We start from the raw sequence: 14,748 nt of genomic DNA, 5'->3' as shown, positions 1-14,748 counted from the left end.
GAATAAGCACTTTCCGCACTGGAACAAAGCGGCCACTAATTATTTTGGATCTTCGTGACCGGATTATCAGCCCCCAAAGCACGCTTCACCGCTGCACGCGCCGACGCCAGATCCGGCATGACCCAGTTCGGCTCGCTACCAAGAAACTTATCAAGAAATGCTATCGCATAACCCGGCATTTCCGAGACGTTTTCCTTGTAAGACCACCATGTCCGCAGCTCATCAGCACACTGATCGATATCCGGAACAGTACCGAATTCCTGCTCCTGCACAGCAGCAATCGCGCAGATACAGTAGTTTGTGTAGAGAAAACCTTCTGGCCAGAAGCTGACGATTTCGTAAAGACGCGCGGCATCGTCTGCAGCGTGCTTTGGCGGCGAAACGACCTTCGCAGGTGACAAGCGGATCAGCTCTCGCAACACAAGGCCCGCAGCAAAGGTGATGAAATCCTTACGATCCACCTTGGCGAAACGCTTGTTCTGATTAACGAGCTCCACCCAGTTCAGGAAGGCTTCTGTGAGCTTCTTTTCATCAATCTCATATTCGACGCCATAAAGCTCATGCAGTAAGCTCGCATGTTTACGGAACGTCGCCCTGAACCAACGCAGCTGGCGCAGTCGATGACGCAAATCTGGCATCGATGCCATTTGTTCTCTGAGTAGCAAATCCATGTTGCGAGCGGCCTCCCGTTTACAAACGACATTATGCGAAACCGATTGCAATGTCAGTCGTCATTCGTCTTCATTTGCTGACAAAATTATACATATTGACATTCAAGAAGACAAATGTTCTCTATTTACTGAAGGACGAACTCGGAAAATATCCTATTCGTCCTTCGTGGGAGGAGAACAAAATGGCTATCTGGCAATGGGCTTTGCTGGCGCTCGCCTTGCTTTGGGGCTTTCAGTCTCTGGGCGTCTGGTTTCAGATGCGTCACTATTCCGATGTGATGAAAGGCATCACCTCGAAATATTCTGACGGCTTTGTCGGCGCGGGTCATGTGCGAGGCCGCTTCGGCAGAGGCGTTATTGTTTTGCTCGTCGTAGACCGCAATTTGGTGGTGCGACGCTTCCTGCAAATGAGCGGACGAACAGTTTTTGCAAAATTCAGCCGCCGCGAAGGCTTTGAGGGCATGCGCCTCAGCGAGTTGCAGGACAATCCCGCAATTGGAGAAGGAACGCCTGAAGTGGTGGCTGCTGCCAAGCAGGCGATAGAGCAGATCGGTCGCATAAGAGATCAATCCGATGGGATCGAACTCGAAGGTCTGAAGGCAGTGGGAGCATAGGAGTTGCTTGCCTGAAACAAGCAATCGAGGAGGAGCAATGTCGATAGTGACGATGTTGGCACAACATGCCGACGTAACAATGCAATCTATACATATGGCCGGCAGCATGATTTCCGATGCGGCCCTGCATGGCAAACATGCTGCAGAGCACGCGGGAAATGATCTTCTGCAGCTTGCGCAAGCAACAACCACCGCGCCAGCCGATGTCGGCAGCGGCGGAATTACCGTTGATCAGTTCAAGGAACGCCTTCAGAACGTCCAGCAAGAAGAACAGCTGGGCTGGCTTGCTTCAATCGGCAAGCATTTCATTGGCGTCTTCCAGAAGGGCGGCGAAGTTTTTGCCGGGTTTGTAACGGGTATTATTCCGACGCTCGTCGTGCTGATGACCGCCTTCTATGCCGTAACCGAACTGGTCGGTGAAAAGCGCGTCCACGGCATTGCCCGCAGCGCCGGACGTATCGCGCTTACCCGCTATACGGTTCTGCCGGTTCTTTCGGTGTTCTTCCTGACCAACCCGATGGCCTACACATTCGGGTCGTTTCTGGACGAAAAATACAAGCCCGCCTTCTATGACGCGGCTGTTTCCTATGTTCATCCGCCACTGGGTCTCTTCCCGCATATCAATCCGGGCGAATACTTTGTCTGGGGCGGCGTGCTCGTTGCACTTCTCGAACTTGAGAAGAAGGGCGCAGTTCCAACGGGTTATCACATCAACGTCGCCATCTGGTACGCCATCGTTGGTCTCGTCGTGATCCTCCTTAAAGGCATGCTCACAGAACGCATCACCGCCATCATGGCGCGGCGTCAAGGCATTGAGCTTTAAGCGGGAATTGGGGAGGACGACATGGTGAAGACCTATAAGGCAGTTAAAATTTCCCGCGGCTCAAATGGCTGGGGCGGTCCGCTTGTCATTCAGCCGACAGAGCAACGCAACAAGGTGGTTTCGGTCACTGGCGGCGGCATTCATCCGCTTGCACGCCGGATTGCCGAACTGACCGGAGCAGAGGCCGTTGACGGCTTCCGCTCACCACCAATTGAAAGCGAAATGGCAGTCGTGGTTGTCGATTGTGGCGGCACTGCCCGCTGCGGCGTCTATCCGCGCAAGCGCATTCCAACGGTAAACATCACACCGGTTGGACAATCCGGGCCACTGGCGCAGTTCATCACCGAGGACATTTACGTGTCAGGTGTGAAGCCGGAAGACATCGTTTCTGCTGATGGCTCGGCCGCCGCTGCCCCTGCAGTTGCCGCAGTTGAAGAAGAAGAGTCTGCACCGGTAGAACAGCCGAGCGAAGGCGGCTTGGTCGGACTGATCAGCAGTATCGGTCGTGTTATGGGCCGTGTGGTTGGTATCTTCTTCCAGGCGGGTCGCCGCACAATCGATCAGGTTATCCGTAACGTTTTGCCATTCATGGCATTCGTGACCATGCTGATCGGTCTGATCCTCTATACAGGCATTGGCGATATTCTTGCCCAGCCGCTTGGCCCCCTAGCCAATAATATTGTCGGCTTGCTCGTGCTTTCCGCCATCTGCGGCTTGCCGTTCCTGTCGCCAATCCTCGGACCGGGCGCGGTTATCGCGCAGGTCGTGGGCGTGGCGATCATAGGACCGCAGATCGCCAACGGCACCATCGCTCCGGCCATGGCCCTGCCTGCGCTCTTTGCCTACAACACGCAGGTCGGTTGTGACTTCGTGCCGGTTGGTCTCGCGCTCGGGGAAGCGAAACCCAAGACAATCGAAATTGGTGTTCCGGCAGTTCTGATCAGCCGTCAGATCATGGGGCCACTTTCGGTCCTGATCGCATGGGTTGTCAGCCTCGCAGTGCTTTAAGACGTTCAGCCTGTCGCAGCAAAAGCGGCGGCAGGCAATCTCCCAAACATCTGCAATGTCGATGTCCCCTGATCACTATTTCCGGGCATCGAAGACCATACCAAGAAAGGACCGCCTCTATGTCGATACATCTGAAAACGCGGATCACCGCGATCGGCCCGGAAGTTGCGGATCTCGCTGAAGGCGGCGTTCTCATTCTTTTTGCAGATGGGTCGCCACCCGAACTCGCTGAAGTTTCCGTAATGCATGTCGTGGAAGAAGGCCCGGAAGCGGCCGCACCTGCTGTCGGAGCCCGCATCACCATCGGCTCGCTCAACGCAGAAATCACTGCTGTCGGTGATAGCGCCTGGCAAAAAGTACGCGAAATCGGCCACGTCGTTATTTCGTTTACGGGCGCACAATCGACAGATCGTCCAGGCGAAATTTGCGCTACTGAAATCGTCGGCGAAGAGCTTGTCGCTGCTCTCAAAGAAGGGCAGATTATCACCATTGGCGGCTGAATCTGGCCATCATTGGATTTAGAATTACGTGTTAAAACAGATAATTGGAACAAGTTTTGACATTCAGGATGTTGGAATGTTTCAGATGTCGCTTTGAGGCTTATATAAATGGAACGCTCGACTATCGTCCGGGTGCATGAAGGGCTGCATGCGCGCCCCGCAACCCGCTTCGTTAAACTGGCCAAGGGTTTTGAAAGCGACATCGAAATCGCCAAGGCCGGGAAAAGCGTAAGTGCCAAAAGCTCCGTCAAGCTGATGCTGCTTGGTGTGAAAGAGCTTGATGAAGTGACCGTTCGTGCCGATGGTGCCGATGCCATTGAAGCCATCGAAGCTTTGATTGGCTATCTGGAAAACCCGCAAGCTGGTCTTGAAGAGGCCGCTGCACCCACTGCTACCCCTCAAGCAGAAACCACGCCGCCAGCCGCTACTCAGCCTGCGATTTCGATAAAGCTGCCCACGGGTCAGATAAAAGGCATTGGTGCGAGCGAAGGCATCTCATTGGGTACTGCGTTTCCGTTTTTTCCTGAAGAAATCAAGCCGTTGGGCCGGAAGCTTGCAGCATCTGAAATAGACACCGAGATTGCCCATTTTAAGTCGGCTATCGCGACGGTACAGCAACGCATGGATGCTTCGCTCTCCAGCGGCAACCTCGCTGACGCTGACAGAGGCATCATTGCGGCATTAAAGGATATTGCTGCGGATGATAGCCTGACCGACGAAGCACTTGGGCTCATTCGAGATGGTTTAGATGCCATTTCGGCGATGCTTGCTGCAGCTTCCACGGTTGCCGGGCAGTTTGCGGCACTCGACGATCACTATCTTAATGCACGTGCAGACGATGTGCATGCTGTCAGCCGCCAGATCTGCCTTGCCCTTCTCGGCAAAGAAGACATCAATCTGGAAGGCTTGCCGGAAGGATCGGTGCTTATTGCCGAAGACATCGGCGCCTGGGATCTGGCACGTGCACCGCTCAAGAAAATCAAAGGTGTTGTCTGCGGACATGGCGGCGCCACATCGCATGTTGCGATCATCGCCCGCACGCATGGCATTCCGGCTGTTCTTGGCCTGGGGAGTGCAATCCATGAGCTCGAGAATGCAAAGACCGTAGCAGTGGACGGAACGTTCGGCATCGTTCATGCCGATCCAGACCTGGCTATCCGCAACGAAATCGAAGCGCGTATTTCCAAAGCAATGCAGGAAAAGCAGGCTCTGGATGCTTATCGCTCGATCACGCCGCGTCGCGCAGATGGAAATATTATCGAAGTTGCCGCCAATATGGGCGCACTTGAGGAGATCGACGTCGCGCTCGAAGCCGGTGCCATGGGGGTTGGTCTTTTCCGCACTGAGCTTCTCTTCATGAAGCATATTCATCTGCCGTCCGAAGACATGCAGGCCGAAACCTATTCGGCGCTTCTCAAAGCATTTGCACCACATTCGGTTATTGTCCGGACGCTCGATATCGGTGGCGATAAGCCCATTGCAGGCATCGAGTTTCCCGAGGAAGAAAACCCTTTCCTTGGCTGGCGCGGCATTCGCATGTGTCTGGATCGTTTGGATGTATTCAAGCCGCAGTTGCGCGCATTGCTGCGCGCAGCAGTCAATGGCAACCTCAAGGTGATGCTGCCGATGGTCTCGGATGTCGAAGAAATTCGCGCAACCAAACGACTGATTGCAGAATGCATCAGCGAACTTACAAACGAAGGTAAAGCTTTCGCCCAGTTCGACCTTGGCGTTATGATTGAGACACCGGCGGCTGTTTTTGCCGCCAGAGAACTCGCAAAAGAAGCGGCTTTCTTCTCCATCGGCACCAATGATCTCACGCAATATGTGATGGCTGCGGATCGGCTCAATCCAACCGTTGCGAAGCTCAACGACGTAAGCCACCCGGCTGTCATGGCGGCAATTGAGATGACCGCAAAGGCGGGTACCGAAGCAGGCATCATGGTGGGCATGTGCGGCGAAGCTGCAGGAAAGCCGGAACTCATCGGCGAATTCCTGCGCATGGGACTGACCGAGCTCAGCATGAGTCCGGCTTCAATTCCCCGCGCAAAAAAGCTGATCGCAGATATGTTTGGAAACTAAACTTCATCTGCGACGCATCTATAAAACAAAGCCCGGATCATCGTATCCGGGCTTTGTTTTATGGCAGGTGTGCAATCAAGGTCTGGAACAGATTTTCGAGCTGTGGATGATCTCGATCTTCAGCAGCCTGCATCAGACGCTCATGTCTTGCGTCCAAAGCCAGAATGGCGCTCTCAAGTGGGTCAATTCCTTCCAGGTCGCCAGCTTTCGCTGTGGCCAGTCCGCATGCCAGGCCAACAGCAGCGAAACACATTGTTTCGAATTTACGTAAAGCCTGCGGATCGCAATGGCCATCCAATGAAATAAAACGAACCGGCTTTTCCGCAAGAAGCTCGAAAAACATGGCCGTGATGGCCTTGGCCGTTTCGGCTACTTTTTTGTCGCCCGCCTCGGCGGCAACCGCGCTCTTCAAGAGAGCTCCATGTTTGCGCATTACTTTTGCATGCACGGTGACAAACACAGCTTCCTGAATCAGCACATTCTGCAACTGATGGCGGCGGAGCACTTCCTTCGTGAGATAGTACATATCCTTGCGGAACGCGCGCCCACCTTCAGCTCCTGCGCCGAAATAAACCGACAGGCTTCTCACATGCGGCGCACTGTTATGAACATTCGGGTTCGATGAAATCAACGAAATGGAGATTGTTTCAGCTGTGGTCAGCGCCTTGTCCATCATGCTCGCAGCATGTCCCAGCAGCAGTTCCGGTGACACGATTTCACCCGGACGCGAAGAGGCCTGTTCGCCCTGCAAACTTTCATGACGATTGCGGCGAATCATATATCGAACCTCACGCAGCCGGTCTTTCAGATTGACTGCAATTTCTTCCGAAAGAATGCGTAACATGTTCATTTTCCTTAACCGAAGCGCCACCGGAACAGCCTGGACAGAGCACATGAATTATTGTTTGCCTTCACGTGGAAAAGCAATAGGTTCGCTTTAAGAGTATCACTTCTATAAAGCAGTATTGCGCCAATAATTTGAGGGATTATTTTGAAAAAAGCTGGCAAGAAGACGCAAAAGAATCCGGAGACAGCTGACCTCATCATTGGATCGGAAGGCGTTGCCGCCGAAAACCGCACGAGCCGGTTGAGAACGCGTGCCGCGTGGATGTATTACGTCGAACAAATGACCCAGAATGACATCGCAGAAGCGCTTGGTGTTGGTCGTGTCACAATCGTTCGTCTTCTCGCTGATGCCCGTGCTCGCAATGAAGTAAAAATTACCATCGAAGGCAAGCTGGCAAGCTTGACCGCATTGGAAGTGGAGCTTGAAAAGACCTTTGGTCTGGAACGCGCGATTGTCGCGCCGCTCTCTTCATCCGACATTGATCCTATTCCACCGATCAGTGCTGCCACTGGCGCCTATCTGTCGGAAAAGGTGCAGCACGGCATGACGATTGGCGTCGGCTGGGGGCGTACTCTTTCCAGCACGCTTCAACATATTGGTGCGCGTCCGCTTAATGACCTCAAAGTCATTTCTTTGCTCGGCGGTATTGTGCAGCCACGGCGCTCGAACCCGCCGGAATTTGCATGGCAATTTGCGCAGATTTTTCAGGGCGAAGGCTATCTGATCCCAGCGCCTGCGTTGGTTGACAGCAAGGAAACCCGGATTGCGCTTATCGAGCGCTGCGGCTTGAACACTGTGCTTGATATGGCAGAGCAACTCGACATGGTGCTGCTCAGCGTCGGTGACATTCAGACAGCCAGCAGCACGTCTTATCGCGTCGGCCTGATTGACGAGGAACAGAAGCTATCGCTCATTGCAAATGGCGCTGTTGGCGACGTACTTTTCCACTTCTATGACAAGAACGGCAAGATCGTTGATGATCCCGTGCACGACCGCGTCATGTCGGCCAAAATTGAAAGTCTTCAGAAGACGCCGCAGCGTATTCTTACATCAGGCGGCAAAGAGAAGATTGCCGCTCTGCTTGGTGCAATCGAACTTCTGAAACCCACCGTTCTCATCACCGATGAAGAAAGTGCGACACAGATGCTGAAAGACAAGGCTTAATAAGGCTAAAAACAAAAAGCACATCGTCGCAAACGATGTGCTTTTTAAATTGCTTTAGGCTCGTATTAATTGGCAGCGGCGGCGCATTCTTTGAGAATTTGCAACACCGCAGCCCGCTCTTCGATTTGTGGCATATGTCCACAACCTGCGAAAATGTGGACGCCAACTTTCCCTGGCAAACCATGGGCCTGGGCAACGGGAATAACCCGATCTTCGGCACCGAAGATGAGCCGCACCGGCATTGCAAGCGAAGCAATGCTTGAACGAACCTCAAAAGTCTGTGTGCCATCCGCAAAAAACCGATGACCAATCGCTTCCTGCGTATCGCGCAGTTCTGCATCAGCGGCTTGAGCAACTGTTGCATTGATGAACGGCTTCGTCAGATGGCTCTCATCGGCAACGAGCAGTTTCAACCAGGGAACGATGCTGGCTTCGCTTTTCGCGCCGACGAGACCTTTTATGAACGCGCCGTTGACCTGCGGTCCCAAGCCCCCCGAAGAAATAAGCAACAGGGAACGCACATCGACAACACCACGCGCAGCGGTGACTGTGGCGACGGCTCCGCCAAGCGAGTGACCAACCAGCAGGCACGACGTCACGCCGAAAGCAGAAAGCGTCGCTTCGACTGCCGTAGCAATATCATCGATGCTTTCAGGAACAACACGTGGCGAATTACCGTGTCCCGGAAGATCAAGCGCCAGTATCGGGTGGCCAAGCGATGCCCCGGCAAACAAGCCACGCCATGAGTTGAGGTCTGCGGCAAAGCCGTGGATCAGCACAATCGGCAACCGATCGGCCTCGCCCTCACGCAACCAGACTGCATTGAGCTGACCGGGCGCGGATGGTTCAGCATTTTTAATCGCAGGCGATTTAGCCGATACTGTATGCTTCGCAATGCCGGTATTGCCTTCAACGTCCTTCTTCTGCACGCGGCCCTTCGGACCTGAGCCCTGAATGGTGGCGAGATCAATGCCTGCTTCACGGGCGAGCCGCCGTGCAAGCGGCGTTGCCCGCACATCATCAGCTGAACCATTTTTATCGTCTTGGGAGGATTTTGGTTCAACCGGGTTTGGTGCTACCGTCTCAATGATAGTTTCGACGGGCACAGCAACAATTGGCTCTTCAACGACGGGCGCTGACTTGGCACTACGTTCTTCACCTTCGTCGTAAATCCAGGCGACAGTCTGACCAACCGGGACAACAGTGCCTTCTGCGGCACTGATATCCGCAATGATGCCTGATGCCGGAGCATCGACTTCCATCGCCGCCTTGTCAGTCTCAATTTCAAAGAGAAGCTGGCCCTTCGTGACAGTATCACCATCCTTGGCATACCAGCGCGAAATCTGCCCCGTCTCCATATCCATATCGACCTTGGGGAGAATGACTTCCACAGCCATGGTCAGCGCACTCCTTTAGCCAGATCACGAGCGCTTTTCAGGATGTCAGGCACCTGTGGAACGGTCGCACGTTCAAGATCAGGATTGTAAGGAATTGGAGTTTCTGCCCCGCCAAGACGCACGATTGGCGCATCGAGATAATCAAAAGCGTCACTTTCTGCGACGATTGCGGAGATTTCAGCACCGATACCAAGCGTCTTCACCGCTTCATAAACGCAGAGAAGCTTGGACGTCTTCTTGACGCTTTTAATGATGGTTTCGCGATCAATCGGGCGCACGGTGCGCAGATCGATCACTTCAACATCAATGCCTTCCTTGGCAAGTTCAGCGGCCGCATCAAGTGCTTTGTGCACCATGATTGCGGTTGCAACGATGGTCAGATCGCGCCCCTCGCGAACCACTTCCGCCTTCCCGATTGGCACGGTGTAGAAGCCTTCAGGAACCGGACCTTTGGTTTTGTAAAGCAGCTTGTGCTCGAAAATCATAACCGGATCAGGATCTTCAACGGCTGCAAGCAACATGCCCTTGGCATCATAAGGTGTCGAGGGCTGCAAAACCTTGAGGCCCGGAACATGGCCAAGCCATGCCTCTAAGCTCTGACTGTGCTGTGCTGCGGCACCCGTTCCCGAACCTGCAGGAAAGCGCATGACCAGTGGCACAGAAACCGCACCGCCAAGCATGTAGCGGATTTTTGCTGCCTGATTGACGATCTGCTCCATAGCAAGTGCTGCAAAGTCGGAGAACTGGAATTCAAAGATCGGGCGCATGCCGGTCAGTGCTGCGCCGACAGCAACACCTGCGCCGCCCAGTTCTGAAATTGGGGTGTCCATAACCCGGTCTTCGCCGAAGCGATGCACCAGATCACCCGTCACCTGAAATGCGCCGCCATAGACGCCAATATCTTCACCCATCAGAAAAACGCGGTCGTCGCGTTCCATGGCAATTGCCATAGCTTCTTGAATGGCTTGCGAGTAGCTCAACTCACGGATTGTCGTGTCCATGTTCAAATATCGTCCGTGTAAACGTCGCGGGTCAGGTTGGTCAGATCAGGCACGGGGCTGTTCTTGGCAAACTCAATCGCGTCAGCGATTTCCTTTTCCACCTCAGCACGAATTGCCTCGATCTCGGCGTCATTGATGAAGCCATAGGCTTTCAAGTCGGCCTCAAAATGCGCGATTGGATCGCGATCATGCTGCCAATGCTCAATTTCTTCCTTGGTGCGATAGCGGTTGCGATCGCTCTTGGAATGACCACGAATGCGGTATGTTTTGTTTTCAATGAGCGTAGGCCCATCGCCGCGCCGTGCGCGTTCGGTGGCTTCGTTCACGGCCTCTGCCACTTCCGACAGATTGTTGCCATCCACGATCACGCCCGGCATGTTATAGGCCGAGGCGCGGTCAGCAACATTGGCAACTGCCGTAGAGCGCTTGGTCGAGGTGGACATGCCGTAGCCATTGTTTTCGCAGATGAAAACGACCGGTAACTTCCAGACCGCGGCCATATTGAGTGCTTCGTGAAAAGCACCCTCATTGTTCGCACCATCGCCAAAGAACGAAACGACCACCTTGCCGTTTTTCTGCTTCTTTGCAGAAAGAGCTGCACCTACCGCAATCGGGATACCTCCGCCGACAATACCGTTCGCACCGAGATTTCCCTTGGAAACATCGGCAATGTGCATCGAGCCGCCACGGCCTTTGCAATAGCCGGTTTCCTTGCCGAAAAACTCCGCAAACATGCGCTTCACGTCTGCACCTTTGGCGATGCAATGACCGTGGCCGCGATGGGTCGACGTAATCATGTCATCGTCGTTGAGCGGCAGGCACGATCCCATCGCACTCGCTTCCTGCCCGATAGAAAGATGCATCGTTCCGTGAATAAGGCCACGCGTGTAGCTTTCTTCCGCGCCTTCTTCAAAGCGGCGGATAAGATACATTTTATGCAGTGCTTCCTTCAGCTGTTCCGGCGAATAAGTGCGGAAAGCATAAGGCAAATTGTGACGGTCGCCCGTATCCTGCGGTTCGACTTTTTTGGCTTGAACCATGATGTTTTGTCCTCACGCTCCGTAAACGAGCTTGTCCTGACGTGCACGCAGTTCGGCAATCTTGGAACCAGGTGCCACAGCCGCATTATCGTAAGTGATGAGCTCGCCCTTCTTGATCGGCTTGGTCACGCTGCCGCCTTGCAGAAGCCCGCAAGGGATCGCGTGCGCATCGCGCGCTTCGCCCGAAGTCATGATCCACGCGCGGTAGCAATATTCGCCGATGGCATCGAGCTTTTCGCCCGGCTGCATGTCTTTCTTTGCAACGGCTGCCACTTCGGCGACCGGCTTTGAAAGCGGAACCATGTCCGGCTTGCCATAGAGCACAACGCGGGCGCAGGTGAGTGGCACTTCAAGGGAAGTCAGGTGATACGGACGATGGAACGTAAAATACGGCCCCTTGCCCATCTTCAGATCTTCCATGCGCTCGGAAATACGCGGATGCGACATGTCGGCCACGACAAATACGCCCGGCGCAACACCCTTGCCGATAGAGTAATCAACCACACCAACCTTCGACAGCACGCCGCCATCCTTTTCAGGGATCAGCGTCTTATTGAGCTGATCGAGCGTTGCAGCGGGGCCGTGCATACCAGCTTTATCGGGGACAAGACCTGTGGCATTGGCAATAGCCGCCATTTCAACCATGGTCTTTGAACCGTCAACGAATTCCACCAACATACGTACATTCATGTTACGGCGCGTGGCTTCTTCCAGATATTGATCCGGAACAGCATCAATATTGAGCGGATTGTTTTTACCCTTACCCGCAGCCACAATTGGGTGGCCCATAGCGCTTACGAACTCGATCAGCTCCATGCAGGATGACGGCTCATCGCCTGCGCCCAGCGAATAGGTCACGCCAAGGCGTTCAGCTTCGGCTTTCAGATAAGCACCGATGGTGACGTCCGCTTCGACATTCATCATGACAAGATGCTTGCCATACTCCATAGCGCGCAGGCCGATTTCAGCCCCCACAGCCGGAACACCGGTTGCATCGATCACGACATCGATAAGATCATTTTCGAGGATCAGATTGGCATTGTCGGTTACAGCAACCTTGTGCGCTTCCATAGCAGCAGTCAGGTCGGAAGCTGTCGAGACCTCGCGGCCATGGCCTTCTTCCTGAAAAGCAATATCCACGGCCTTGAGTGCATTGGGAACGCGCAGTTCAGAAATAGCGCCAACCTCGATGCCCGGCATATGCGCAACGCGCGTGACTATATCGGTGCCCATTTCGCCGGAGCCAATCAGTCCGATGCGAATTGGGCGCCCACTATCCGCCCGCGCCTGCATGTCACGCGCCAAACCTGTCAACGCCACATTGGTTGCCATCGTTTCCTCCTGAACATCCCTGCAAAATTCTCGCAGTCTCCTCTGATGCGCTATCGATTAATGAACATTTGTTTCTAAGTCAATACCAGTGTTCATTTCTCGCAGCGCTTACACCTCTCGAAATGCCATCTTGTTATTCAACTTTAGTTTGCTATAGAATACAAATGTTCTGCCGTTTCGCCCAATTCACATTTTGAAACGTCGATACGTGCGAGCTAATAATGATGTTCTGTTAGTTCGGTGCACTTTGGGACGTGCTCCGAGGGGGAGGAGAGATAAATGGACGCATTTCTGAGCGGACTTAAAACGGCAGTCGATACGCTTGGGGCGACAGTCCTGTTGCCTATCGTGATTTTCATTATTGCAGTGGTACTTGGGGCGAAGGTCGGCAAAGCCTTCCGTGCAGCCATAACAATTGGCGTCGCTTTCATCGGTATCAACCTGGTCCTTGGCCTTATGTTCACCTCCATCGGTGAAGTGGCTCAGGCAATCGTGACCAATACAGGCATAAAACGCGATATCGTCGATGTCGGTTGGCCTTCCGCTGCGGCCATTGCCTTTGGTTCATCCGTGGGCTTGTGGGTTATTCCAGTAGGTATTCTGGTCAATATCGTCCTCCTGCTCATGCGCTGGACGCGCACGCTCAATGTGGACGTATGGAATTTCTGGCACTTTGCTTTCGTGGGCTCGCTGGTTGTCGCTGCAACCGATAACCTCGCTTATGGCATCATCATTGCAGCACTGGTTGCAGCACTGTCGCTGTTGTTTGCAGACTGGTCCGCACGCGCTGTTCAGCAGTTCTATGGCGTACCCGGTGTGTCCGTGCCGCATCTGGCCTCGGCGCAGATCCTGCCAATTGCCATCGTGCTCAACTGGATCATGGATCGCATTCCCGGCATCAACAAGATCAACATCAGCACTGAAACCATCGAACGTCGCTTCGGCGTTTTCGGTGAGCCGGTCGTGATGGGGCTGATCATCGGCCTCGTGCTTGGTACTATCGCATTTTATAATGCTGGCGATTTCGGCACGATCCTCGCCAAGGTTCTCGGCACCGGCATGACGCTCGCAGCGGTCATGCTGCTTCTGCCGCGCATGGTGAAAATCCTGATGGAAGGCCTGCTGCCGGTTTCTGACGCTGCACAGGAATTTGTGCGCAAGCGCACAGGCGACCGCGAACTTCTCGTCGGTCTCGACTCGGCAATCCTGATTGGACACCCGGCTGCGATTTCGTCATCACTCATTCTGGTGCCGATTGCGATTATCCTGTCGGTCATCCTGCCGGGCAACCGCGTGATCCTGTTCGCCGATCTTGCCGTCATTCCGTTCATCGTCGCCATGACGGCACCGCTTCTGAAAGGAAACGTGTTCCGCATGGTCGTCGTCGGAACCATCACACTGGCCATCGGCTTCTATGTCGCCAATGCGCTCGCACCATTGTTCACCAGCGCTGCTGTTTCATCGGGCTTCAAGCTGCCTGAGAACGCCTTGCAGATTACTTCGGTGGTCGATGGATTCCTGTGGGTGCCTTACGTCATCATCTCGGCCATCCAGTGGCTCGGTGCTATTGGTATCGCGGTAATCGCCGTCGTTATTGCAGCACTTTTCATGCTCTATCGTCGCAATACGCAGGCATGGGAACGCGCTGCGGGTGCTGAGGACGAACCTGCAGACGAAATTGCTGCCTGAGGGCGACAATGATCGCTGCATGAAATACAAGTCGCACGTCGAGATCGGCGTGCGACCTTCTTTGAATGGAGAATGGAATGGCTGCTGGTCTGATTGAGTTTCTCGACCCACAAGCGATCGAGCTTCAGAGCGAAGCAAAAACCAACGAAGAGATTATCCGGATATTGGCGGGCAAGCTCGAGAAGCTGGGCTATGTAAAGCCAAGCTACGCCGATGCCGTCGTCCGCCGCGAACTGTCCATGCCTACCGGATTACCGCTTGAGCGCGATGATAACGTCGCAGTCCCCCACACCGATCCTGAACATGTGATCAAGGCTGGCATTGCATTCGCGACGCTGAAATCGCCCATCCAGTTCGCCAATATGGAAGACCCGGAAGAAGCTGTCCCGGTTGGATATGTGTTTCTGCTTGCCATCAATGACAAGGATAAACAGATTGAGACCTTACAGCAGATCATGGCAACCATTCAGGATGCTGATGCACTCGACAGGCTGAAGGCCGCACGCACGCTTGGGGACGTTCAAACTGCCTTGCAATAAAGGCTAGAGCATTTCCAGCAAAAGTGCGAAGCGGTTTTGCG

Annotated in this window: 14 protein-coding genes; 8 read left to right on the top strand and 6 right to left on the bottom strand. The window is 54.0% G+C overall.

The genetic code is table 11. The features are described 5' to 3' along the window. Positions 1 to 35: 35 nt before the first annotated feature. Complete coding sequence (locus KWJ32_RS00340) at positions 36 to 671, bottom strand: hypothetical protein (protein ID WP_029376018.1); 636 nt, start codon at positions 669 to 671, stop codon at positions 36 to 38. 182 nt (positions 672 to 853) lie between these two features. Here KWJ32_RS00340 and KWJ32_RS00335 point away from each other — a divergent pair, with 182 nt between their 5' ends. From KWJ32_RS00335 to ptsP, 5 genes are all read left to right on the top strand, one after another. Further along, positions 854 to 1,285: a transcriptional regulator GutM gene (locus KWJ32_RS00335; protein WP_029376019.1), complete on the top strand. Its 432-nt coding sequence runs from the start codon at positions 854 to 856 to the stop codon at positions 1,283 to 1,285. A 37-nt stretch (positions 1,286 to 1,322) separates the two neighbouring features. Then, positions 1,323 to 2,108: a PTS glucitol/sorbitol transporter subunit IIC gene (locus KWJ32_RS00330; protein WP_029376020.1), complete on the top strand. Its 786-nt coding sequence runs from the start codon at positions 1,323 to 1,325 to the stop codon at positions 2,106 to 2,108. Positions 2,109 to 2,129: 21 nt separating this feature from the next. After that, positions 2,130 to 3,116 (top strand): PTS glucitol/sorbitol transporter subunit IIB, encoded by a 987-nt coding sequence (locus KWJ32_RS00325; protein ID WP_151609369.1) that lies wholly within the window; start codon positions 2,130 to 2,132, stop codon positions 3,114 to 3,116. A gap of 119 nt (positions 3,117 to 3,235) precedes the next feature. Then, entirely contained in the window at positions 3,236 to 3,616 is a 381-nt protein-coding gene (locus tag KWJ32_RS00320) for a PTS glucitol/sorbitol transporter subunit IIA (RefSeq protein ID WP_010659291.1), read from the top strand. Positions 3,617 to 3,724: 108 nt separating this feature from the next. Continuing rightward, positions 3,725 to 5,698, top strand: coding sequence for a phosphoenolpyruvate--protein phosphotransferase (gene ptsP / locus KWJ32_RS00315; RefSeq protein ID WP_151609368.1), 1,974 nt, complete (start codon positions 3,725 to 3,727; stop codon positions 5,696 to 5,698). A 58-nt stretch (positions 5,699 to 5,756) separates the two neighbouring features. On the opposite strand, the gene KWJ32_RS00310 is transcribed toward ptsP, so the two are convergent. After that, positions 5,757 to 6,542 carry a hypothetical protein gene (locus KWJ32_RS00310; RefSeq protein WP_256885946.1) on the bottom strand — a complete coding sequence of 262 codons (786 nt, stop codon included), beginning with the start codon at positions 6,540 to 6,542 and terminating at the stop codon, positions 5,757 to 5,759. A gap of 147 nt (positions 6,543 to 6,689) precedes the next feature. Here KWJ32_RS00310 and KWJ32_RS00305 point away from each other — a divergent pair, with 147 nt between their 5' ends. Next, on the top strand, positions 6,690 to 7,709 hold the full coding sequence (locus tag KWJ32_RS00305) for a sugar-binding transcriptional regulator (protein WP_012093442.1): 1,020 nt from the start codon (positions 6,690 to 6,692) through the stop codon (positions 7,707 to 7,709). Positions 7,710 to 7,774: 65 nt separating this feature from the next. Here KWJ32_RS00305 and KWJ32_RS00300 read toward each other — a convergent pair whose 3' ends face one another. Genes KWJ32_RS00300 through KWJ32_RS00285 form a run of 4 tightly spaced genes read right to left on the bottom strand, consistent with a single transcriptional unit; the run spans position 7,775 to position 12,479 of the window. Continuing rightward, positions 7,775 to 9,106 (bottom strand): acetoin dehydrogenase dihydrolipoyllysine-residue acetyltransferase subunit, encoded by a 1,332-nt coding sequence (locus KWJ32_RS00300; protein WP_012093443.1) that lies wholly within the window; start codon positions 9,104 to 9,106, stop codon positions 7,775 to 7,777. A 2-nt stretch (positions 9,107 to 9,108) separates the two neighbouring features. Continuing rightward, positions 9,109 to 10,107: an alpha-ketoacid dehydrogenase subunit beta gene (locus KWJ32_RS00295; RefSeq protein ID WP_012093444.1), complete on the bottom strand. Its 999-nt coding sequence runs from the start codon at positions 10,105 to 10,107 to the stop codon at positions 9,109 to 9,111. Between the two features lie 2 nt (positions 10,108 to 10,109). After that, positions 10,110 to 11,147 carry a thiamine pyrophosphate-dependent dehydrogenase E1 component subunit alpha gene (locus KWJ32_RS00290; RefSeq protein WP_012093445.1) on the bottom strand — a complete coding sequence of 346 codons (1,038 nt, stop codon included), beginning with the start codon at positions 11,145 to 11,147 and terminating at the stop codon, positions 10,110 to 10,112. Positions 11,148 to 11,159: 12 nt separating this feature from the next. Further along, positions 11,160 to 12,479, bottom strand: a complete 1,320-nt coding sequence (locus KWJ32_RS00285) for an NAD(P)H-dependent oxidoreductase (protein ID WP_012093446.1) — start codon at positions 12,477 to 12,479, stop codon at positions 11,160 to 11,162. A gap of 279 nt (positions 12,480 to 12,758) precedes the next feature. On the opposite strand from KWJ32_RS00285, the gene KWJ32_RS00280 reads away from it, so the two are divergent. Together KWJ32_RS00280 and KWJ32_RS00275 are read left to right on the top strand one after the other, a co-directional pair. After that, a complete protein-coding gene (locus tag KWJ32_RS00280; protein ID WP_012093447.1) occupies positions 12,759 to 14,168 on the top strand; it encodes a PTS sugar transporter subunit IIC in 1,410 nt (469 codons plus the stop codon). A 77-nt stretch (positions 14,169 to 14,245) separates the two neighbouring features. Further along, entirely contained in the window at positions 14,246 to 14,707 is a 462-nt protein-coding gene (locus KWJ32_RS00275; protein WP_012093448.1) for a PTS sugar transporter subunit IIA, read from the top strand. Positions 14,708 to 14,748 lie beyond the last annotated feature (41 nt).

Origin of the sequence: Ochrobactrum sp. BTU2 (assembly GCF_024539785.1) — a bacterium.
GTDB classification, from domain to species: Bacteria; Pseudomonadota; Alphaproteobacteria; order Rhizobiales; family Rhizobiaceae; genus Brucella; species Brucella anthropi.
This window is presented reverse-complemented; position numbering and strand designations above follow the sequence as displayed.